Here is a 20077-nt window from a genome sequence, read left to right on the forward strand (position 1 = left end):
ATAGAATTACTTTTCATTTACCGGCTTCTGCATTTCCCCCATCCGGTGCGCCGCCATACTGTCGGTCGCAATGTTGGTCATCGCTACAGAAAGCTTATTTTTTAATCCGGATATTACTTTATCATCGCCGTTCATAAGAGCTTTGTAGCCGTCCATCGCCACTTCTTCCGGCAACATCAGGTTATCTTTGTCTTCAAGAATCTTACTTTCATTCATATCGGCTTTATTAAAGAAATCCGTATCGGTAGGCCCAGGCAAAAGTGCGGTAACTGTAATCCCGGAATCTTTCAGTTCTTCCCGGATCGCTTCGGACCACGAAAGGATAAAGGCTTTTGTGCCATGGTATACCGAATGCCATGGACCGGGTGCTTTGCTGGCTATGGAAGCCAGGTTTAAAATTCTTCCGGATCCTTGAGATAAACGGTCTTTTAAGAACAGTTTGGTTAAAATAATAACGGAAACAATATTCAGGTTGATGATATCCACCTCACGATGGATATCCGTATCCTGAAATTTTCCGTAAACACCCTGTCCTGCATCATTTACAAGAATTTCGGGACTGATCCCATTTAATTTCAGTTCAGAATACAAAGAAAAGGCATCCTCCTGGGTAAAAAGGTTTTTAGCCATCGTAATAGCATTGATTCCGTAACTTTTAAATTCTCTGGCTTTTGCCTGAAGATCATCGTGGTTTCTGGAAACCATAACAAGATCATAGCCATCCTTTGCAAACAGCTTTGCCAGCTCATAGCCGATCCCGCTGGTAGCCCCCGTAATTAAGACATACTGATTTTTCCGATTCATCATTTTATTTTAAAATTAAAAGCTGATTGATTTCACTTTTGAAGCAGCCCAAAATAAATTCGGTATAATACAGCTGAGCATTAAGCGCCTGTGTTTTAGGATGCAATTCAAGTTTTTTTGTCAGCACAATTTCCCCTTTATAAGAAAAAGAGAAATAGGCAAAGATTTTATAAGAGGAATTTCTGATCGGTGTGCAGTAACCTGTGGTAGCAATAGACCAGTCGGACTCAAAGAGCCTCGCCGCATTCAATGCCATGGTTTCGGCAATATTTTCGGAAACGCAGTCGCATTCTTCAGCTTCGTCCCGGTCTACATTCAGCAGTCTTACCTTTTCTGCAAGGGTATATGTTGTCATTCCGCCTTTATAAAAAAGAGAAGCGTTGGGCATCTGTGAGAAAGCCAGCTGCAGACAGCCTGAAGTAACACTTTCTACAACTGAAATCGTTTCATCTGAGGTCATCAGCGACTGGCTGATGTATTCCAGGAGGTTTTTTTGAAATTCCATAATTCTAATATTTAAGTGGTTTGTGTATTCTAAATCTATAAAGCTGAAGATTTCCAGGGATCGAGGACTACTTTTACACAGTTGTCCATTTTTTTATCAAAAATTTCATATCCTTTGGAAACATCTTCCAATGAAAGACGATGGGTAATAATATCGTCTAACGTAACCCGGCCGCTCTGTACGTAATCCATCAATTCATCAATAATGGTATGAACGTTGCACTGCCCTGCCTTTATGGTTATACCTTTATCAAAAATCTGTCCAAGTTTGAAATTATCATAATTTACAGGATAAACTCCTAAAACCGGGACAATTCCGCCCCTTCTTACCGCACTCATACAGGCTTCAAGTACTTTAATAGAACCTTTTTCAAAATTCAGGACCGCTTTGGCACGGTCCATTAAATTCCGGTCCGGTTCAAAACCTACCGCCTCAATGCATACATCGGCTCCTCGTCCGTCTGTCATATCCCGGATCTGTTCTACAACACTTTCCGCATCTTCCCATAAAATGGTGTCGCAGCCTGTCAGTTTTTTAATCTGGTCCAAACGGTATTGCTGCGTATCCACAACGATTACTTTTTTAGCATTTTTGAGGATGGCACTTTTGGCAGCCATTGATCCTACCGGGCCGGCTCCAAAGATAGCAACGGTTTCCCCGCCTTTTATTTCTCCCCATAGAACGCCGGTATAACCCGTGGGGAAAATATCGGTAAGAAACAAAACCTGCTCATCTGTCAGGTTATCGGGAACTTTTCGTGGCCCGACATGCGCGTACGGAACTCTTACATATTGGGCCTGTCCACCATCATAGCCACCGTAAAGATCACTGTATCCGAAAAGGGCTCCGCCTTTTTCGGTCAAAATTCCGCCTTCAGGACCGTAATGATTGGGATTACTGTGTTCACAGGCCGTAGGAAGGTCGTGCTGACAGAAAAAGCAGCTTCCGCAGGAAACCGGGAAGGGCACTACGACCCTGTCCCCGACTTTCAGATTGGTAATCCGTTGTCCGACTTCTTCCACAATCCCCATGAATTCATGGCCCAGTACCATCGGCCTTGCCTGCGGGATTCCGCCTGAAAACAGATGCAGGTCACTTCCGCAAATGGCCGTAGATGTTACTTTCAAAATGACGTCATGGGAATCTTTAATGATGGGATCATCTACGGTATCGCACGTAATAACTCCCGGTGAATGAATGACTGCAGCTTTCATAACGTAATATTTAAGTGGTATGAGGTGATGTTTATTAATCCTGTATGGTTCTTTCGAGTTCAAGATACCAGACCCTGTGCTGTGCGATGGCATCAATAAATTTGTTCTCCGGCATTTCATCTTCCCAGGATACAATGCCCGGATCGATATGCTTTTTAAGGCTTACATTACTGTTCATATAAAACGGTTCGGATCCTTCCCCGAAGTAAATCGCTTTACAATGTTTGTAAGCTTCATTTATGAAATTCAGTACATGCGGCTTATTTCCGGCAGTAAGCAGTTCTTTCACGGAATCTTCTCCTGCGCCGATATAAAGTGCATCAAAAGCGACACTGGCTATACTGCTAATGGAGTGCTTAGGTATCAGCATCGATCCGTCATTAGTGGTTACCGGTCCCATATTCGGACCTATAATTTCCACAACGGCATGTTCTCCCTCCAGTTTGGTTTTCAGATCATGAACCTTCAGCGCATCTACACCATTAGCCATGATAAAGCCAATTTTTCTGCCTTTAATGGTATCTTTAATGGTATTTTCCATACTCAGCGCCTGGGAAACTCTCGTGTGGGCCTCCCTTTCTTCACTCTGAAGATCCTGATGGTTGCTATCTGGAGGAAGGCTTTGATTGGGAAATTCCAGCTCTGTTACCTGTACGCCTACCTGACTGGCAACTTTTTGGGCCAATGTTTTATCAATAAAATTCAGCTGTCCTACCATTCTTTCCCTGATTGCAGAAATCGTCACTTTTGAAAGTTCAAAGATCAGTGCATTCTGAAGGTGCATCTTTTCGTAGTCGGACTGGCTATTATAAAATAATTTAGCCTGAGAATAATGGTCTACAAAGCTTTCGCTCCTTTGTCTGACTTTCGGGCCGGAAACCCTTTCCTGATGCGAGACATATCCTCCTTCGGACATCATCGACTGGAACGGGCAGCCTCCACCGATGGAGTTCGGCTCATAGCTTACTTTTCCTTTGGCGATCTGCTGTCTCATATAGCCGTCACGCTGGTTGTTATGAACCGTTTTGACAGATCTGTTGATCGGGATCTCGTGGAAATTAGGTCCGCCTAATCTTATCAGCTGGGTATCGGTGTAAGAAAATAGTCTTCCCTGAAGCAGCGGATCGTTACTGAAATCGATTCCCGGAACAATGTGTCCCGGATGGAAAGCAACTTGTTCGGTTTCTGCAAAGAAATTGTCAGGGTTCCTGTTCAGAGTAAGGGTTCCTACCAGTTCTACCGGAACTTCTTCTTCAGGAATAATTTTAGTAGGATCCAGAAGGTCAAAATCAAATTTATCTTCATCTTCTTCAGGGATCAGCTGTACGCCGAAGTCCCATTCCGGGAACATCCCGTTTTCAATGGATTCCCAAAGGTCCCGTTTGTGGAAATCCGGATCTACCCCGGAAATTCGCTGGGCTTCATCCCATGCGACGGAATGAACGCCTAATTTCGGTTTGAAGTGGAATTTTACAAAGTGCATTCTGCCTTCGTCATTGATGAATTTAAAAGAATGTACTCCAAAACCTTCCATCCGGCTGTAGCTTCTCGGGATGGAACGGTCGCTCATCAGCCACATGATCATGTGCATACTTTCCGGCATCAGGGAAATGAAATCCCAAAAAGTATCGTGTGCCGACTGGGCTTGCGGAATTTCATTATGCGGTTCCGGCTTTACGGCATGCACCAGATCCGGGAACTTAATGGCATCCTGAATAAAGAATACCGGAATATTATTGGCAACCAAATCGTAATTCCCTTCATCGGTATAGAATTTTACAGCAAATCCCCTAACGTCTCTTGCAAGGTCGGTACTTCCCCTGTTTCCGGCCACGGTAGAGAACCGTACAAATACAGGAGTTTCTTTTCCTACTTCCGTCAGGAACCCGGCTTTGGTATATTTTTCAAGGCTCTTATTAAGTTTAAAGACACCGTGGGCACCGGATCCGCGGGCATGTACTACTCTTTCCGGAATCCTTTCATGGTCAAAATGGGTCATTTTTTCCCTGAAGAAAAAATCTTCCATCAGCGTCGGTCCCCGGTCTCCTGCTTTCAGGGAATCCTGGTTATTGTTGATTCTGAGTCCCTGATTGCTCGTGAGCCTGGCGTTTTCATTAGAAGTCGTATGCGATTCCAGCTGGTCCAGCTTTTCATTGTGTGACTTGTCATTCATAAATTCTTATGTTTTGTGATTTGGTGTATCGTTGGTCTGGTTTGTGATCAATAAACAGAAAAAGTAATTATTTTCCCGATAGTGCTGGCATTTAAGATAAATTGATATTGATGTCGGCCAATATTTTTAAAAAGCCATATAGAAAGCTCTATATGGCTTTTGTAATCCTTAATCTTCCTGTTCTGCGTCAAAATTGATGTATGTTTCCGCAATTTCTGTAAGATTATAATCCGTATCTTCTTCTTCCTGTAATGTTTTTTCCAGAAGATCCGCTGCTTTATCATGACCCATAGTAATCGCCAGCTGAGCCAGTCCGCCATAGGTAGCAATCTCGTAATGTTCGACTTTCTGGGCTGCAATAATCAGAGCCGCATCCCGCGTCATCGATCCTTCTTCGGTAGACTTAATGATTTCTTCCCCTTCTTCAATAATACCTTTAATGGCTTTACATTCTTTCTGTTCGGGAGTTTCATCAATAAGTCTGAAAACTTTTTCGAGACGGCTTACATGCTTTTTAGTTTGCAGCTGATGATCTTCGAAAGCTTCTTTCAGTTCCTCCGTTGTCGCTGCTTCCTGCATTTTTTCCAGTGCATCGATAATCGCATTTTCTGCGAAATAAATGTCTTTAAGTGCGGATACGAAAAATTTATAAAGCGGAGCGCTTTTCATTTCATTTCCATCTACCTTTGCGTTATCTACGGCCGTTGTGTTTTTGACGGCTGATGTCGGTGCCGTACCATTCTCCGTACCTGCATTGTTTTTATTTTCTGATGTTTTGGTTGCCATAATATGATTGTGGTGTTTTGATTTGAAAAGATTACCCCTCTATTATTATTCATAAAGAGGTAATCCTGAAAAAAGAATTATGAATTGTTGCGTCTGCCTCCGAATCCTGATCTTCCTGAGCCGGATGATCTTCCGCCTCCGTGAGAAGCCTGGCCGCCCATACGTGCTATTCTTGTACGTTCTTCCTTGCTCATTGAAGCGAAACCTCTTTTTGAGTTTCCTGAACCGTTACCGGAATTAAAGCCCCGGCCTGAACTGTTGTTGTTGTTGTTGTTGTTGTTATTGCGGGATCCTGAGCCGGAATTACCTCTTCCGCCTGATCTGCCTCCTGAATTTGAGTCTGCACCTGAAGAAGATCTTCTTCCGCTTCCCTGAGACGCTTCACCACCCATACGGGCGATTCTCGTACGTTCTTCACGGCTCATGGATGCAAAGCCTCTTCCCGAACTTCCGTTTCCTGATGAAGAAGACCTGTCTCTTCCACCACCGGAACCGGATCTGCCTGAGTTTGATCTTGTTCCCGATCCTCCGCGGGAACTGCCTCTTCCGCTGCCTGAAGTAAACCGCCCCTGGTCGTCCCTCTGCTGATTTCCGTTGTTTACTCTGCTACGGCCTCTGTTATCACCGTCGTCATAATCTTCATAGCCGTCGTAGTTATCATCATAGTCGTCATAATCTTCGTCCTCAAAATAGTCTTCATATTCTGAGAAGTCATCATCATAATCTTCTTCGTTCTGTGCGTCGCTATATCCATGGTCATAACCCAGCTGATAGATTTCTTCGAGATTTCTGGATAAATTTGAATTTCCTCTGGAGCTGCGATTTCCTGAATTTCTGTTGTTCATAACTTTTTTATATTAATATTAAGTGATAGCTATTGCCAGCCGTGACTAGTATTAGACAGCAATAGGTTGGTTTTCGGTTAAAAAATCAAAATATAAGTTCCTCAAAATGAGGCCCTAGAGAAATTTAAATGAACTATACTCAAATCTACAACAGAATAATTCACCTTTTTATGACCGAAGTCATGTTTAATGGGAATTAATACAATATTTTACGGTTTTCAATCCGGATAATTTCCTGTTTTTCCAGTTTTTTCAGAGTCCTTATTACCGTTTCAACCCGCAACCCGATGAGATTGGCGATCTGTTGTCTGGTAAGTTCTATGTGGAAGCAATGGTCACCGTCACCTTTATGGTAGCTTTTAAGATAATCCAGCAATCCTTTCAGTCTTAAAAGCGGACTGGATGACGACATATTCTGCAGCATGATCGCTTTGAAATAAAGCCTTTGTGAAAGACAGGTATTCATCTCCATGGAGATCCTGGGATTGTTTTCCAGCAGTTCCATAAAATTCGCCTTAGGCAACCGGATCAGCGCAATATCCGTAAGCGCAATTGCATTCATCACATAGAACTTTTCAAGAAAGAGCATAGAATCACCAAAGCTCTGTTGACCTTCCAGGATGTTCTGAATAAATTCCTTTCCTTCATCATTATAATTATTCTGCTTTATTTTTCCTTTGATGATCTGGTAATAATAAAGTGCCTGATCCCCTTCCCTGTAAATAACCTCTCCTTTTTTATAATTTCTGTCTTCTGCACCATAAGAATATAGAAGATCCGCATCGATATTCATGCAGCTTATCGTTTTCATAAAGAGTTTTTCAGATGGCGTGCAAAAAAAAGACCATGCCTTTCGGCTCAGAAAAATTAATATAAAATCTTACGGTCCTTTATTTTCACAATCTTATCCCTTTCCATGGTCTTTATAGTCCGTATAGCCGTTTCTACACACAGACCGGTAAGGCTGGCCATTTGTTGCCTCGTAAGCGGAATCATGAATGAATAAGGGGCCTGTTCTTCCTGGGAGCTCTTAAGATAATCCATCAATACCTTAAGCTTTGCTGTCGGGCTCTGGCTGCACAGGTTCTGTGCCATGATGATTTTAAAATAAAGTCTTTGGGAAAGTACCCTGTTCATATCGAAAGAGATATCGGGATAAAGCTTTAAGAGCTCGAAAAAATTGTTTTTCGGCAATTTGAGAACTTTACAATTCGTCAATGCGATGGCATTGATCGGATAAAGTTTATCCATAAAAAGCAAAGACTCTCCGATACTCTGCCCGTCTTCCAACAGGGTTTGTATAATTTCTTTTCCCTCGTCATTATAATTGTTAAGCTTTACTTCACCGGTTATAATCTGATAATAATAGTTAGCCGGGTCTCCTTCACTGAAAATAATTTCAGATGGTTTGTACTGTTTTATTGTTGCTCCTGCCGAATATAGGAGTTCTTCCTTGATGATCATATTTAGCTGTTTTAGTGTTTCTAGTAATTTCAAGCATCCTTAGTAAAAATAAAATTGGATAGTAAGTAAATGAATGATGAATGCGAATAGTAAACACTGCCTTATATCGTTGGACAGGATAAATGATTACCTGTTTTTGACGTTAGCATCTAATATTTAGCCTTTAAGATAAATTTACCGAAAATTTTAGTCGTATTAATTTTGCAATTATTTCATGATACGCTGGAAATGAAGGCATATCACAAATATTTCCCGTTTCTGTATAAAACGGGTCTTAAATTTTTTAACTGTAAATTTATCGTGCTGTTCTGGCCGTATCGGATTCGGTATTGCCCGGCCGGGAAGTACTGTCTCCTGCCTGTATAGTGTCTGAAGACATCGGTGCGGCCGAAGTATTATCAGTGACTTCCATCGGATCCTGCATATCGGCAGGAGGAGATGTTTCTTTTTTTTCACAGCTCAGGGTAAGAAGTCCCAGCACTGCGAATGATAATGCAAATTTCATAATATTTATATTTTAAGTGGTGTGATTATCAAAGATAAACAAATATTCTGTTAATCTTTTATGATTACGATCATTAAGCTGCTTAATTATAAAACTTTATGAATAGTAAATTGAAAATTGGAAAGTGTTGTAATTATAATTGCAATCATAAAGCTGGAGACTGAACATTCTTCTCTATTATTATAGACAAGGAGATCCTGAGTTTATTACTTTTAAGAATAATTCTGTTCAAACCTGAATTCAGCCCTATGTGCTTCTCTTATTTATAAACTGACTGAACATAAATGAAATAGTATCAATGTACATTACTGTCGATATAGTCCGGTTGTTTATTAAAGTATATTTAACGGGATGTCTTACCAAAATTAGGGTACATGAATATTTTATGTCACTAATCTGGCTACAGGGTATAAATAATATAAATCCGATATAAAGCTGAGTATCGGACTTATATTAGATAGATATATACTACTATTTACTGTCGGGAACGAAGTTTTTTCTTGCCAGCTCTTTCCGTACACGGCTTAAGCTTTCAGGCGTGATTCCCAGATAGGAAGCAATCATCCATTGGGGAACCCTCAACAGGAGATCCGGATACATTTTAATGAATTTCATATACCGCTCTTCCGCCGTTTCGGCCAGTAAAGAATTGATCCGGTCCTGCAGGCTTTTGATATGCTTCTGTAAAAGGATATCACTCTGCTCAAGACTGTTGGGGAATCCCTCAATCAGTTTATTGATGAAATCCGGAGGCAGCATCAGAATTTCCGAATCTTCCACCGCTTCTATGTAGTAAACTGATTTTTCATTGAAATAAAGACTGCTGCGGTCGGAAATAAGCCAGCTTTCCGGTGCAAACTGGATGATGTGTTCTTTACCGTTTTTGTCGATGGAATACATTTTCAGAAGCCCCCTCTCTACAAAATAAATGTACCTGCAAATTTCGCCGTATTGTAAAAGGAACTGGTTTTTCTGTACTTTCTTGGCTTCATAATGCAGGCTGCACATATTCACTCTTTCCAGGGGAACATTCAGAACTTTTGCTAAATAATTGTTGATATTCTTCATTATACAATCTGGTCTGCCGAAATACTCTGGTGGGAAGTGTTGCTGATGGCTTTTCCGTTTTCAATGACGATCAGCTGCGGGCTCTGGTGGGTCACCCCGAGATCTTCCGCAATTTTACTGGAGAGCGGTCGGTGTGCCAGAAGGTCCAGGTAATACAACTCCGCTTTTCCCTCTACGTTTTCTGCTTCCTTTTCAAAATTCCGCAGCACCGTTTTGCTGATGAAGCAGCTGGTGGAATGTTTGAAAATGGCTATTTTATGATCGAAAGAACTTTCAATAGCTTTTTGCAGATCCTCTTCGGATTCTATTTTTTTCCAGAAAGACTTCTGCTCGGAAGCATCTTCTTTTCCGCCGAATATTTTATCAAAGAAACTCATACGTTAAACTGTTTTAAATGATGATCGAGATGTTTATACTCCAAAAAGCCCCAGTCTCTTTCCTCCATCTTCCCGAAAAGCACGTGACGATCCGGCAGGCTGCCGTTTTTGAAATGAATCAGGTAATCATCCAGTGTTTTCAGAAGATTTTGTTGTTCTTCATCGAAATGACATTCAAAATTAATAATAAGTTTTTGAAAAGTCGGCATATTTCGAGGAATTCCGTTGTTGAATATCTGAATTTCTTTTCTGGTGGCGATTCCGATCATGCGGAACAGCCTGTTGATCTCGGGGAGAATAAGTTTCTTCTGAGGCACCTGAAGCACACAGCTGCAATGCCTCATCATCTGGCTTACCTCCATTTTCCCCCATTTCCTGCGTGAATTTTCGTTCAGGCGCGAAATCCTTTCCGTGATCTCCCTAAAGTCAGCCGGGTGATGTAGACTTTTCTTTACCAACCTTTTTCTTTCTTTAGATTATCGATGTGGGCATAATGATGGTTACAATGCCACGCGTATAAGGCTAGATAACTTCTTAGGTTGTAATTCTTGTTATGCTCCGGATGGTGGAAGGTTCTTTCGAAATGTCTGTTAGTCATGCTTTTCAGCAAAACCGTCCATCGCTGGTGGGTGCCTTTCAGCATCCGCATTGCCGGTTTTACGGGCATACTGAGACTATCCTGCAGTTCTGCCCACTTCGCTTCGTCATAGGGTTTTATTGTAGGGTTTTCTTCCGTAAGAGCCAGTTTCAGACGCATAAAACTGTTGATATGGCTGTCTGCCAGGTGATTTACCACCTGCCGTACCGTCCAGCCGCCTTCCCGGTACTGGGTATCCAGCTGACCGTCGGTAAAATGTTCAATCAGGTTCTTCAGCTTGCCGGGGAAATCCCTGATGACTTTGATGTATTCGTCAAGTTTGATGTCACAAATGCTTTCAGGTTCTTCAAACCGCCCGATCGGAAATTTCTTTTGCTCTAAGTGGCTCATTTTTAATAATGTTATTTAGTATATTAAGTAAAATCACGGCATCCCGGTCTTGCGGTATTACAGCATTTTATGATGATGCGGATTCTTTTTTGAGAACACCATAAAATAATGATGATACCGTTTCAGATCCAGATCTTCAAACAGGATTTCACCTTTATCGAATTTAATTCTATCGCCAGCAATTTCAATGCCTGATATACTTAAAAATCCGCCATTTTCAAACTTTCTTTCGTAATCATCAAAAGTTTCATCGAAAAATAATCCCACAAGGCATCGATGATCTCTACATACAGCTGATGCTTTTCTTAGAGTTTTCTTCCGTAAAAAAGTTTAAAAGATATTCTGGGCTCTTTGCCGGAGCTTCTGCAGATAAAAATAAGGTGTTCCCTTCCTATGGTAAAACGGTAGCTGTTAATAAAAACGAATGCCGTACCGGACCCGGGCGATATCCTTTTTATTGATAACGGTAAAGGGATCATTTTTAAAGTCTTTATTTTTAAACCTGATAAAATCCTCATCAATAATCAATGACCGTTTTCTGGTGTCGGGCAATCCGCGGACGATGGTAATTTCTTTCATAAATCCGGTTGGCTGCATTTTAAACAGACAATGCCTAATATCAGTTTTGGATAAAACACCGAAAATTTCAGAAATTCTGCCGTATATCAATCTCTTCAGGATTTTATTTTTAAATATTCTTTCAGGTTTGATTTTAAAGAGTATTCGTGATAATATATACAAACAAAACATCCGGCCCCGGCTTCCTTTTTCCAGCCTGTTCCGCAAGATTATCCTAATATCCGTGCAGATCAAGTCCTTCGGTTCGCTGCAACGGTACTTTCTTTCCCATCTTTTTCTGGATAACGCGGAAGTGCTGCAGTTCATCGTCCGTCAGAATGCTGATGGCAGTCCCTGTTTCGTTGGCACGTCCGGTTCTTCCGATGCGGTGAATATAATCCAGCGGCGAACGCGGCAGTTCGTAATTAATGACGCAAGGCAAGGATTCGATGTGAATCCCGCGGCCGATCAGGTCGGTGGCTACCAGAATCTGAGCACCGTTTACTTTGAACTCTTCCAGATTGTTCCGACGGGCACCCTGTGATTTCTGACTGTGAATGGCTACAGCTTTTATTTTGTTTTTCTTCAACTTTTCAACCAGGTTATCGGCCGATCTTGTGGAAGAAACGAATACCAGGGCTTTCTCTACTTTTTTCTCCTTAATTAAATACCGCAGAAAAGGACCTTTGCTTTCCGGGGAAACATGATAGGCCAGCTGTTCGATATTGTCGATCTCAACTTCTTCTTTCTTGATTTCAATAATGACCGGGTTGATGGTCAGGCGTTCCTTTATTTCGGCAACCTTCTCGTTTAAAGTAGCAGAAAATAAAGTGGTCTGCTTCGCGACCGGCATCATGGCAAAAAGCTTGTCCAGCTCTTCCCCGAACCCCAGCTGAAACATTTTGTCGGCCTCATCAATGATAAGATGTTGGATCCCTGAAATACTTAATGCATTGTGGTCTATGAGATCCAGCAGACGGCCGGGTGTTGCAATAAGTACCTCCACCCCAAACAGCCCTTTCATCTGCGGATTGACAGAGACCCCGCCGTAAACCGCCATGGTGCGGATTTCACGCTTCAGGTTGTCTGTAAAAGCCCTGAAGACCTCATCAATCTGAATGGCCAGTTCCCTCGTTGGCACCAATATCAAAACCTGGACGTTACGGTCTTTTTTAACCTCGGCATTCTGCAGTTTTTCAAGAACGGGCATTACAAAACATGCCGTCTTTCCGGAACCCGTCTGTGCAATGCCCATCAGGTCTTTGCCCTGTAAAATCACTGGAACGGCCTGCTCCTGGATCGGAAAAGGTTTCAGGTAGCCTAACTTTTTTACGGAACGGATGATGTGGTGTGATAATCCCAGCGATTCAAATGACATAAAATTCTTATTTTGGGCAAAGATAAGCTATTGGCATTTCATAAAGAAGGAGAAACAATCCCGAATCGGTTTATAATGCCGATTTGTCCGATAATTATCCTTTGGATAATTTTTTGAGGAGTAGTTTTTGTAAATTTATCGAAAATTCAAGAATTTAAATATGAAAAAAGCGCTAATCATCGTCGATGTGCAGAATGATTTTTGTGAGGGTGGAGCCCTGGCGGTTCCGGAAGCCAGTGAGGTACTCCCTTACATCAATTCCCTGATGGAAGAAAACGACTACGACCAGATTGTATTGACTCAGGACTGGCATCCTGCAAATCATAAAAGCTTCGCCAGCAACAATGGCAGAAATGTAGGGGAAAGCATCATCCTGAACGGTGTTCCTCAATTTATGTGGCCGGACCACTGCATCCAGGGAACTTTCGGGGCCGAATTCCACAAAGACCTGAACAGGGATAAGGTAACCCACATCGTGCAGAAAGGAAAAAATGTAGAAATCGACAGCTACAGCGGTTTTCAGGACAACAATCATTTTATGAAGACCGGACTGGACGACTTCCTGAAATTCCACGATATCCAGCTGGTAGAGATTGTAGGTCTTGCGATGGATTACTGCGTAAAATTTACCTGTATCGATGCCGTAAACAGCGGTTATGTTACCTGCCTCCATTTCAACGGAACACGCGCCGTTAACGTAAAACCGGATAACGGAAGGGATGCGATCTATGAGATGATCCAGAAAGGGGTTACGGTTTTAGGATAATGAAGAACATTTTTTTACAATGAAAACGGCATTGATAAATTTCAACGCCGTTTTTTATTTTCACTTAAAAACACTTTACCTAAAGCATTTTAAGATTGTTCACTTCCAGTTCCGTAAGGATTCTCCAGTGTCCTCTTTTGATATTTTTCTTCGTTAATCCTGCAAACATCACACGGTCCAAAGCTTCCACTTCATATCCTAATCTCTGGAAAATCCTTCTGATTACCCGGTTCCAGCCGATGTGGATTTCAATGCCCACTTCATTCTTCGGCTTGCCCTCGATAAAAGAAATCTGGTCAACTACCGCTACCCCTTCATCCAGACGGATTCCTTCAGCAATCAGTTTCATATCTTCATGGGTTAATTTTTTATCCAGAGTGACATGATAGATTTTCTTGGCATCGAAAGAAGGGTGCGTCAGCTTTTTCGTCATGTGTCCGTCATTCGTTAACAGGATAACCCCTGTTGTGGAACGGTCCAGTCTTCCAACCGGGAACAGACGGTATGGCGAAGCGTTCGCCACCAGGTCCATTACGGTTTTCCTGGCTTTATCGTCTTTCGTGGTAGAAATATACCCTTTCGGTTTGTTCAGAAGAACGTATACCGGCTTTTCAGGCGTGATGTTCTGTCCGTCGAAAACAACTTTATCGGTCTTTTCAACCTGGTAACCCATTTCGGTTACCACTTTACCGTTAACTTCTACCAGGCCCTGGGTAATCAGCTCATCAGCTTCTCTCCTGCTGCAGATTCCTGAGTTGGCAATGTATTTATTCAGACGCACGGTATCTTTATGAACATCTTTGTCGATCTTGTTCAGTCTTCTTTTCTGTACAAAAGACCTTGCTTTGTCCTGTCTCTCGTCTCCGTCAGCAGAAGGTCTTTTTCCGTATTTCAGGCTGCCCCTTTCGTATTTGTCACGGGTATCGAAATTTTTCCCGCCTCTTTTCGGAGCCGGTTTTCCGAACGTTTTTTTACCTTCCCCTTCGGTGGTAATATAAGGCTCTCTTTCGGTTTTTGAATATTTCTTATCCATCCGGGCCTGATAGCTGGTATCTTTCTTACCGCCATCAAATTCTTCCGAACTTCTTTCAAAAGGTTTCTTTTCGAATCTTGTATTGGATCCTCTGTCGGAATTTCTTTCTCCTGCTTTGGGAAAAGATTTCTTAAAAGGTTTGGAACCGGAATTTCCGGATCTGGAAGCGCGAGAATCATCAGAATTATTTCTTGTTGAAGTTCTTGGTCTTTTGGGTTTTCCTGAATTATTGTCTCTGCTCATTCTAAAATATTTTTGCAAAGATAGTACATTTAGCAACGAGTTAAAAATTAAGAATCATAACTTTGTATATAGTTTCATATTAAACCTTACAGAAAATCTGAAAATGATAACATTATTAGACAATACCTTTTCCCAGCTGAACGAATTCCTTCATGAAAAGTCTTTCAGCAAAATATTTATATTGGTTGACGAAAATACGCATGAATATTGTCTTCCGGTCCTCTTAGGAAATATGGAAACGGATCTTGGTTTTGAAATCCTGGAGATTGAAGCCGGTGAAGACATGAAGAATATCCAGACGGCCAATCAGCTTTGGGAAATTTTAACGGAAATGCAGGCAGATCGGAAAGCTCTGGTGATCAACCTCGGCGGCGGTGTCATTACGGATATGGGTGGCTTTGTGGCAGCTACCTTTAAAAGAGGAATACCATTCATTAATATCCCTACAACCCTTTTATCGATGTGCGATGCATCCATTGGCGGAAAAACCGGTATCGACCTTATGCATTATAAGAATATGGTAGGCACGTTTACTTTCCCCGAACGCATTTTTGTCTATCCGAAATTCCTCGAAACGCTTCCTTTCAAAGAAGTGAGAAGCGGTTTTGCCGAAATGCTGAAGCACGGGCTGATTGCCGATAAGATCCATTGGGAAAATCTCACCCGCATCAGCAGGTTGGATATTGAAGGGGTTATCCCGCATATCGAAACCTCGATGGGTATCAAGCAGGAAGTGGTGAATAAAGATTTTCAGGAGAAAAACATCCGCAAGACCCTGAATTTCGGCCATACCATCGGCCATGCTATTGAAAGCCTTTGCCTGCAGCAGGGAAATCCGGTACTTCACGGTGAGGCCGTAGCCACGGGAATGATTGCCGAAACCCACCTTGCTTATCTGGAAGAACTGATTTCTGAAGAAGACAGCTGGGTTATCATTGAATGTATACAGAAGTATTATCCGTACCTGGATATCAGCGATTTCAAAGATGAAGATATTTTTAACCTGTTATGGAATGATAAAAAGAATGCAGACCGCAACATTAATTTTTCACTGATCTCAGGCATCGGAAGCTGTGTGTTTGATTATCAGTGCAGCGAGGAAAACATCACGAAATCACTGGATTTCTACCGGAAACTCAACAATGCATAGAAATTCTGCCAAGTATCTTCCTGTAAAAAACTGGTGTTTTTACCAAAATTTTCGATTTTGACCATTTCTAAATAATTTTGGAATACAGGTAAACAAAATATTGAAAATCAATTTTTTAAAAATAAAATCCGCTTATTCAGACAGGCGGATTTTTCATGACTTTAATCATGATTTCTCTTTTTGGCAAGCAATTTGAAAGATTCCTTCCGTCAATTCAGAAAGAGGATTGGCAGTAGTAAAATTTAGAATTAGAAAAATAGTAAGAATTAAAAAAATTAAAGTTATGAAAAAGTTAATCTTAGGAATGGCACTTGCAGCAGGATCTATGGCATTTGCTCAGACTACAACAGGAATGTCATCATCTGCTAGCCCGGTTCAATTCGGTATCAAAGCAGGAATGAACGTTGCTTCATTATCCAAAGACGCAAGCCTTCAGGATCAGAAATCTAAAATAGGTTTCAATGCAGGTGTTTTTGCTCATATTCCTTTAGCTGAATCTTTCAGCGTACAGCCGGAAGTTTTATACTCTCAATATGGAGCTAAAGTAGAAAGTGTAAATGAGTATACTGTGTTAGGTACCACTACAAGAGACGTTGAATCTTATTCTACTCACCTAGATTATATTACAGTACCGGTAATGTTCCAGTACAAATTCGTACCAAACTTTTATGTAGAAGCAGGTCCTGAATTCGGATTTATGGTAACAGCGAAAAATAAGGGTGACAGAACTACAACAACTACTACAGGATCTTCCAGTACTGTAGGTAATTCAAGCTACACAGAAGATATTGACAAAGATAACTTAAATACTTTCAACTTCGGTTTAGGTTTAGGAGCGGGATATTATTTTACCGATAACTTCGGTATCACAGCAAGATATGTTGCAGGTTTAACTGATGTAGCTAAAGACAGACCAAACGGTTCTGATGCCATCAGAAACAACGTATTCCAGGTTGGCTTAGCATTCAAATTCTAAGAAGCAGAAATTTAAAATAATTTTGATTTCAATAAAAGGTCAGCTTCATTGTATGATGCTGACCTTTACTTTTATTCTTTTTATCTCTCACATCCCATGCTTAGCATATAAGTAATTGCGGATTTACCCTATTCTACTCTATAATATTTTCAGTGCGGGCTTTAATGGCAAGCATTTTGCAAAATAATTCATGCCTGATTGAATTATCAGGCAATCAACAACAGTAAAATTTAAATGTAAAATTATGAAGAAGTTATTTTTAGGAATGGCAGTGGTTACTGCGTCTATGGCATTTGCACAGGAAGTTAATCCGGTATCGGCTTCCGTTCCTCCAATGAAGGTGAAAGAACCTGTAAGATTCGGTATTAAAGGCGCTGCTACGGCGGCACAGTTCAGTGAACAGCAGCTTACTGCTAAAAATCAGAAGATCGGTTTTAATGCAGGGGTTTTTGTAAATGTACCTTTAACCGAAAAGTTTGCTTTACAGCCGGAGGTGCTGTATAACCAGATGGGAGCAAAAAGTGTAATATCTGATAACGAAGTAAACACCGGAACCACAACGGTGAGAACAAGACAGGATTACAGCACTACGCTCAATTATATTTCAGTTCCTGTTATGTTACAAATGAAGCCAACCGATAATTTCTATGTGGAAGCCGGACCTGAAGTAAGTTATTTCGTAGATGGGAAAAACAAGGGGGAACAAACAATTTCCACAACCACATCCGGTACGACGACTACACAAACCGTTTCCGCTTCAGAAAGTATCGATAAAGATAATATCAAAAAATTCAATTTAGGGTTTGGCGTAGGACTGGGATATTACTTTACGCCCCACTTAGGGATCAATGCACGATATGTAAACAGCTTAACGCATATCTATGACAATTCCAATGCTGCTTCCGAGGCACAGAAAAACGTTAATACCAACCGGGTATTCCAGTTAGGTCTTAATTACAAATTCTAAACAAATTTTAATTTTCAATAGAAAGGTCAGTTTTCATAATGAAACCTGACCTTTTGTATATAAGGTGTTTATTATTTTCTTAAATTGCAGGACTTTAAATAACATTAAAAAATAATAACTATGAAAAAGTTTTTTCTAGGCCTTGCGATTACAGCAGGCACCTTATCTTTTGCCCAGGAAAAAGCAGCTTCTTCTGCTTCACCGGTTCGGTTCGGGATTAAAGCCGGACTTAACGTATCGTCTATTAATGATAACGACTCTAAAGCGAAACCGGGATTCTACGGAGGGCTATTTGCCAATATTCCGGTAGCAAGTGATTTCAGCGTTCAGCCGGAATTATTGTATAATGGGATGGGTGCGAAAGACAGAACATATTCTTCAGTGAGACTGAATCTGGATTATATCTCTGTTCCTGTAATGGTTCAGTATAACGTTCTTCCTGCATTGTATGTTGAAGCAGGTCCTCAGTTCAGCTTTGCGGTCAGCCAGAAGGTTAAAGGCGACGGCGGTTCGGCAGATGTAAATGAAGCCTTTAAAAATTTTGATTTAGGATTGGGTCTTGGTGCGGGATATTATTTCGAGCAGAGATTCGGAATCACAGCAAGATATGTTGCCGGACTTACGGATATCGTAGAAAACAATCCGAGTGATGCGGTAAGGAACAGCGTTTTTCAGATTGGCGTTGCGTATAAATTTTAAGATAATTCTGATCTTCATAAAAAAACCGGATTCATTAAAATCCGGTTTTCTTTTTATTTAAACTAAAAATTTTAATTAAATAATTCCACTTCTTCTCCTTTTTCTACAGGATATTGCTCGGTAAAGCATCCGAAACAGTGGTTGGCAGAGCCTAAAATGTCTTTCAGGTTTTCTACACTTAAGAATTCGAGTGAATCTACGCCTAGATAATCCCTCAGCTGTTCTGTAGACATATTGGCTGAGATAAGGTCATCTTTAGAAGGCGTATCGATTCCTAAGTAACATGGTGCAATGATCGGCGGGGAAACACTTCTGAAGTGGATTTCTTTTACGCCGGCATCTTTTAATATTTTTACCAGTCTCTTAGAAGTAGTTCCGCGAACAATGGAATCATCGATGATCACTACCCTTTTATCTTTAATTTCTGAAATAATAGGATTCAATTTCAGGTTCACCACCCTTTCTCTCATTTCCTGGGTCGGTACGATGAAGCTTCTTCCGATATACCGGTTTTTGATCAATACAGGACGGAAAGGAATTCCCGAAGCTTTGGAGAATCCGATGGCGGCAGGAACCCCCGAATCCGGAACCCCGATTACCACGTCCGCTTCTACCGGCGCCTGATCCCAGATTTTCTCTCCCGACTTCTCCCTGATTTCGTAAACGTTGATATTCTCTAAAGAAGAGTCTGGTCTGGCGAAATAGATGTATTCGAAAGAACAGATTCTCTGCTTTCCTTTTTCTTCATCTACCATGTAAGAATGAAGTTTTCCCGGCTCGTTTTCATTGGTATAAATGATTTCGCCTGGTAAAATATCACGCACATATTGCGCTCCTACCGCATCCAAAGCAACCGACTCGGAAGCAACAACGTAAGAATTTTCATTGATCGCTCCCAGAACCAACGGCCTGATCCCGTTGAAATCCCTGAAGGCAAAGAATTTATTTCTCGTCATTCCCACCACCGAATAAGCCCCTTCGATCTTATCCATTGTCGCTTTAATAGCTCCGCGAAGACCAAGATCAAGGTTTTTCTGGATCAGTCTTAGAATCACCTCAGAATCTGAAGTTGCCCTGAAAACCACCCCTTCTGCCTCAAGTTCCGTTTTCAGTTCTTTTGCGTTGGTCAGGTTCCCGTTGTGTGCAATGGAAAGGATAATCTGGTCGTATTCGTTTTTGGCGAAAAACGGCTGAAAATTATACTTCTTTTTGTCTCCTGCCGTCGTGTAACGGGTATGCCCGATGGCAGAATTCCCCATAAAAGTTTCCGGATCCGGAATTTCTTTATACACATCCAAAACCAGCCCTTCGTCTTTCATATTGGTGATCCTTCCGTTCTTCAAAACGGAAATACCACAGGCTTCCTGGCCTCTGTGCTGTAAGGCAAAAAGACCGAACTGTGAAAGCGAGAACGTATCCAGATCATCATCAGAATACATTCCGAAGATCCCGCACTCCTCGTTGGGAGCATCAAGCCTCTCCTCTTCCTGCGTTCTGAAAAGATTCCTTCCGTAGGTCTGGGTTTCAAATTGTTTTAAATATTCACTTTTATGAATGTCTAAACTTTTCATTCTATTT

23 protein-coding genes are annotated in these 20077 nt (G+C 41.4%); 5 read left to right on the top strand and 18 right to left on the bottom strand.

Annotated features, from left to right (window positions below):
• Nucleotides 1-6: 6 nt before the first annotated feature.
• From FY557_RS02745 to FY557_RS02815, 16 genes are all read right to left on the bottom strand, one after another.
• Entirely contained in the window at nt 7-807 is an 801-nt protein-coding gene (locus tag FY557_RS02745) for an SDR family NAD(P)-dependent oxidoreductase (protein WP_228451683.1), read from the bottom strand.
• A gap of 1 nt (nt 808) precedes the next feature.
• Nucleotides 809-1309 (bottom strand): CinA family protein, encoded by a 501-nt coding sequence (locus tag FY557_RS02750; RefSeq protein ID WP_149245758.1) that lies wholly within the window; start codon nt 1307-1309, stop codon nt 809-811.
• A 35-nt stretch (nt 1310-1344) separates the two neighbouring features.
• Nucleotides 1345-2523, bottom strand: a complete 1179-nt coding sequence (locus FY557_RS02755) for a zinc-dependent alcohol dehydrogenase (RefSeq protein WP_149245759.1) — start codon at nt 2521-2523, stop codon at nt 1345-1347.
• 34 nt (nt 2524-2557) lie between these two features.
• The gene (locus FY557_RS02760; RefSeq protein ID WP_149245760.1) at nt 2558-4696 is read right to left on the bottom strand and encodes a catalase; all 2139 of its coding nucleotides are present in this window, start codon (nt 4694-4696) and stop codon (nt 2558-2560) included.
• 168 nt (nt 4697-4864) lie between these two features.
• Nucleotides 4865-5482 carry a ferritin-like domain-containing protein gene (locus tag FY557_RS02765; protein ID WP_149245761.1) on the bottom strand — a complete coding sequence of 206 codons (618 nt, stop codon included), beginning with the start codon at nt 5480-5482 and terminating at the stop codon, nt 4865-4867.
• A gap of 77 nt (nt 5483-5559) precedes the next feature.
• A complete protein-coding gene (locus FY557_RS02770) occupies nt 5560-6327 on the bottom strand; it encodes a KGG domain-containing protein (RefSeq protein ID WP_149245762.1) in 768 nt (255 codons plus the stop codon).
• A gap of 196 nt (nt 6328-6523) precedes the next feature.
• Nucleotides 6524-7138: a Crp/Fnr family transcriptional regulator gene (locus FY557_RS02775; RefSeq protein WP_228451684.1), complete on the bottom strand. Its 615-nt coding sequence runs from the start codon at nt 7136-7138 to the stop codon at nt 6524-6526.
• Between the two features lie 56 nt (nt 7139-7194).
• Entirely contained in the window at nt 7195-7791 is a 597-nt protein-coding gene (locus FY557_RS02780) for a Crp/Fnr family transcriptional regulator (protein ID WP_185151633.1), read from the bottom strand.
• Nucleotides 7792-8086: 295 nt separating this feature from the next.
• Complete coding sequence (locus FY557_RS02785) at nt 8087-8296, bottom strand: hypothetical protein (protein ID WP_149245763.1); 210 nt, start codon at nt 8294-8296, stop codon at nt 8087-8089.
• A 471-nt stretch (nt 8297-8767) separates the two neighbouring features.
• Nucleotides 8768-9364: a Crp/Fnr family transcriptional regulator gene (locus FY557_RS02790; RefSeq protein ID WP_149245764.1), complete on the bottom strand. Its 597-nt coding sequence runs from the start codon at nt 9362-9364 to the stop codon at nt 8768-8770.
• Complete coding sequence (gene ytxJ, locus FY557_RS02795) at nt 9364-9741, bottom strand: bacillithiol system redox-active protein YtxJ (RefSeq protein ID WP_149245765.1); 378 nt, start codon at nt 9739-9741, stop codon at nt 9364-9366. The genes FY557_RS02790 and ytxJ overlap by 1 nt, the downstream gene beginning before the upstream one ends.
• Nucleotides 9738-10199, bottom strand: coding sequence for a DUF1569 domain-containing protein (locus FY557_RS02800; RefSeq protein WP_228451685.1), 462 nt, complete (start codon nt 10197-10199; stop codon nt 9738-9740). The genes ytxJ and FY557_RS02800 overlap by 4 nt, the downstream gene beginning before the upstream one ends.
• Nucleotides 10193-10729 carry a YfiT family bacillithiol transferase gene (locus FY557_RS02805; protein WP_149245766.1) on the bottom strand — a complete coding sequence of 179 codons (537 nt, stop codon included), beginning with the start codon at nt 10727-10729 and terminating at the stop codon, nt 10193-10195. Before FY557_RS02805 ends, FY557_RS02800 begins: the two co-directional genes overlap by 7 nt.
• A 57-nt stretch (nt 10730-10786) precedes the next feature.
• A complete protein-coding gene (locus FY557_RS02810; protein ID WP_149245767.1) occupies nt 10787-10996 on the bottom strand; it encodes a hypothetical protein in 210 nt (69 codons plus the stop codon).
• Between the two features lie 144 nt (nt 10997-11140).
• Complete coding sequence (locus tag FY557_RS20010; RefSeq protein ID WP_185151634.1) at nt 11141-11308, bottom strand: hypothetical protein; 168 nt, start codon at nt 11306-11308, stop codon at nt 11141-11143.
• 214 nt (nt 11309-11522) lie between these two features.
• Complete coding sequence (locus FY557_RS02815) at nt 11523-12665, bottom strand: DEAD/DEAH box helicase (protein ID WP_149245768.1); 1143 nt, start codon at nt 12663-12665, stop codon at nt 11523-11525.
• Nucleotides 12666-12825: 160 nt separating this feature from the next.
• Between FY557_RS02815 and pncA the strand changes: the two genes are divergently transcribed.
• Nucleotides 12826-13431: a bifunctional nicotinamidase/pyrazinamidase gene (gene pncA / locus FY557_RS02820; RefSeq protein ID WP_149245769.1), complete on the top strand. Its 606-nt coding sequence runs from the start codon at nt 12826-12828 to the stop codon at nt 13429-13431.
• A gap of 79 nt (nt 13432-13510) precedes the next feature.
• On the opposite strand, the gene FY557_RS02825 is transcribed toward pncA, so the two are convergent.
• Nucleotides 13511-14707, bottom strand: a complete 1197-nt coding sequence (locus FY557_RS02825; protein ID WP_228451686.1) for a pseudouridine synthase — start codon at nt 14705-14707, stop codon at nt 13511-13513.
• Between the two features lie 103 nt (nt 14708-14810).
• Here FY557_RS02825 and aroB point away from each other — a divergent pair, with 103 nt between their 5' ends.
• The 4 genes from aroB to FY557_RS02845 all read left to right on the top strand — a co-directional run bounded on the left by aroB (nt 14811) and on the right by FY557_RS02845 (nt 18499).
• Nucleotides 14811-15857 carry a 3-dehydroquinate synthase gene (gene aroB / locus FY557_RS02830; protein ID WP_149245770.1) on the top strand — a complete coding sequence of 349 codons (1047 nt, stop codon included), beginning with the start codon at nt 14811-14813 and terminating at the stop codon, nt 15855-15857.
• Nucleotides 15858-16140: 283 nt separating this feature from the next.
• Nucleotides 16141-16833 carry a porin family protein gene (locus FY557_RS02835; protein WP_149245771.1) on the top strand — a complete coding sequence of 231 codons (693 nt, stop codon included), beginning with the start codon at nt 16141-16143 and terminating at the stop codon, nt 16831-16833.
• 244 nt (nt 16834-17077) lie between these two features.
• Nucleotides 17078-17800, top strand: a complete 723-nt coding sequence (locus FY557_RS02840; protein ID WP_149245772.1) for a porin family protein — start codon at nt 17078-17080, stop codon at nt 17798-17800.
• A 120-nt stretch (nt 17801-17920) separates the two neighbouring features.
• On the top strand, nt 17921-18499 hold the full coding sequence (locus FY557_RS02845) for a porin family protein (protein ID WP_149245773.1): 579 nt from the start codon (nt 17921-17923) through the stop codon (nt 18497-18499).
• 71 nt (nt 18500-18570) lie between these two features.
• Here FY557_RS02845 and purF read toward each other — a convergent pair whose 3' ends face one another.
• Nucleotides 18571-20070 carry an amidophosphoribosyltransferase gene (gene purF, locus FY557_RS02850; RefSeq protein ID WP_149245774.1) on the bottom strand — a complete coding sequence of 500 codons (1500 nt, stop codon included), beginning with the start codon at nt 20068-20070 and terminating at the stop codon, nt 18571-18573.
• Between the last annotated feature and the right edge of the window lie 7 nt (nt 20071-20077).

The sequence above is a fragment of the Chryseobacterium sp. SN22 genome (assembly GCF_008329705.1).
In the GTDB taxonomy this organism is placed as follows: domain Bacteria; phylum Bacteroidota; class Bacteroidia; order Flavobacteriales; family Weeksellaceae; genus Chryseobacterium.

Coding starts and splice junctions, on each gene's coding strand:
- ytxJ (WP_149245765.1), bottom strand. CDS start 9,741: ATGAGTTTCTTTGATAAAATATTCGGCGGAAAAGAAGATGCTTCCGAG.
- pncA (WP_149245769.1), top strand. CDS start 12,826: ATGAAAAAAGCGCTAATCATCGTCGATGTGCAGAATGATTTTTGTGAG.
- aroB (WP_149245770.1), top strand. CDS start 14,811: ATGATAACATTATTAGACAATACCTTTTCCCAGCTGAACGAATTCCTT.
- FY557_RS02770 (WP_149245762.1), bottom strand. CDS start 6,327: ATGAACAACAGAAATTCAGGAAATCGCAGCTCCAGAGGAAATTCAAAT.
- FY557_RS02785 (WP_149245763.1), bottom strand. CDS start 8,296: ATGAAATTTGCATTATCATTCGCAGTGCTGGGACTTCTTACCCTGAGC.
- FY557_RS02790 (WP_149245764.1), bottom strand. CDS start 9,364: ATGAAGAATATCAACAATTATTTAGCAAAAGTTCTGAATGTTCCCCTG.
- FY557_RS02780 (WP_185151633.1), bottom strand. CDS start 7,791: ATGATCATCAAGGAAGAACTCCTATATTCGGCAGGAGCAACAATAAAA.
- purF (WP_149245774.1), bottom strand. CDS start 20,070: ATGAAAAGTTTAGACATTCATAAAAGTGAATATTTAAAACAATTTGAA.
- FY557_RS02760 (WP_149245760.1), bottom strand. CDS start 4,696: ATGAATGACAAGTCACACAATGAAAAGCTGGACCAGCTGGAATCGCAT.
- FY557_RS02825 (WP_228451686.1), bottom strand. CDS start 14,707: ATGAGCAGAGACAATAATTCAGGAAAACCCAAAAGACCAAGAACTTCA.
- FY557_RS02765 (WP_149245761.1), bottom strand. CDS start 5,482: ATGGCAACCAAAACATCAGAAAATAAAAACAATGCAGGTACGGAGAAT.
- FY557_RS02750 (WP_149245758.1), bottom strand. CDS start 1,309: ATGGAATTTCAAAAAAACCTCCTGGAATACATCAGCCAGTCGCTGATG.
- FY557_RS02845 (WP_149245773.1), top strand. CDS start 17,921: ATGAAAAAGTTTTTTCTAGGCCTTGCGATTACAGCAGGCACCTTATCT.
- FY557_RS02840 (WP_149245772.1), top strand. CDS start 17,078: ATGAAGAAGTTATTTTTAGGAATGGCAGTGGTTACTGCGTCTATGGCA.
- FY557_RS02745 (WP_228451683.1), bottom strand. CDS start 807: ATGATGAATCGGAAAAATCAGTATGTCTTAATTACGGGGGCTACCAGC.
- FY557_RS02775 (WP_228451684.1), bottom strand. CDS start 7,138: ATGAAAACGATAAGCTGCATGAATATCGATGCGGATCTTCTATATTCT.
- FY557_RS02835 (WP_149245771.1), top strand. CDS start 16,141: ATGAAAAAGTTAATCTTAGGAATGGCACTTGCAGCAGGATCTATGGCA.
- FY557_RS02755 (WP_149245759.1), bottom strand. CDS start 2,523: ATGAAAGCTGCAGTCATTCATTCACCGGGAGTTATTACGTGCGATACC.
- FY557_RS02815 (WP_149245768.1), bottom strand. CDS start 12,665: ATGTCATTTGAATCGCTGGGATTATCACACCACATCATCCGTTCCGTA.
- FY557_RS02805 (WP_149245766.1), bottom strand. CDS start 10,729: ATGAGCCACTTAGAGCAAAAGAAATTTCCGATCGGGCGGTTTGAAGAA.
- FY557_RS20010 (WP_185151634.1), bottom strand. CDS start 11,308: ATGAAAGAAATTACCATCGTCCGCGGATTGCCCGACACCAGAAAACGG.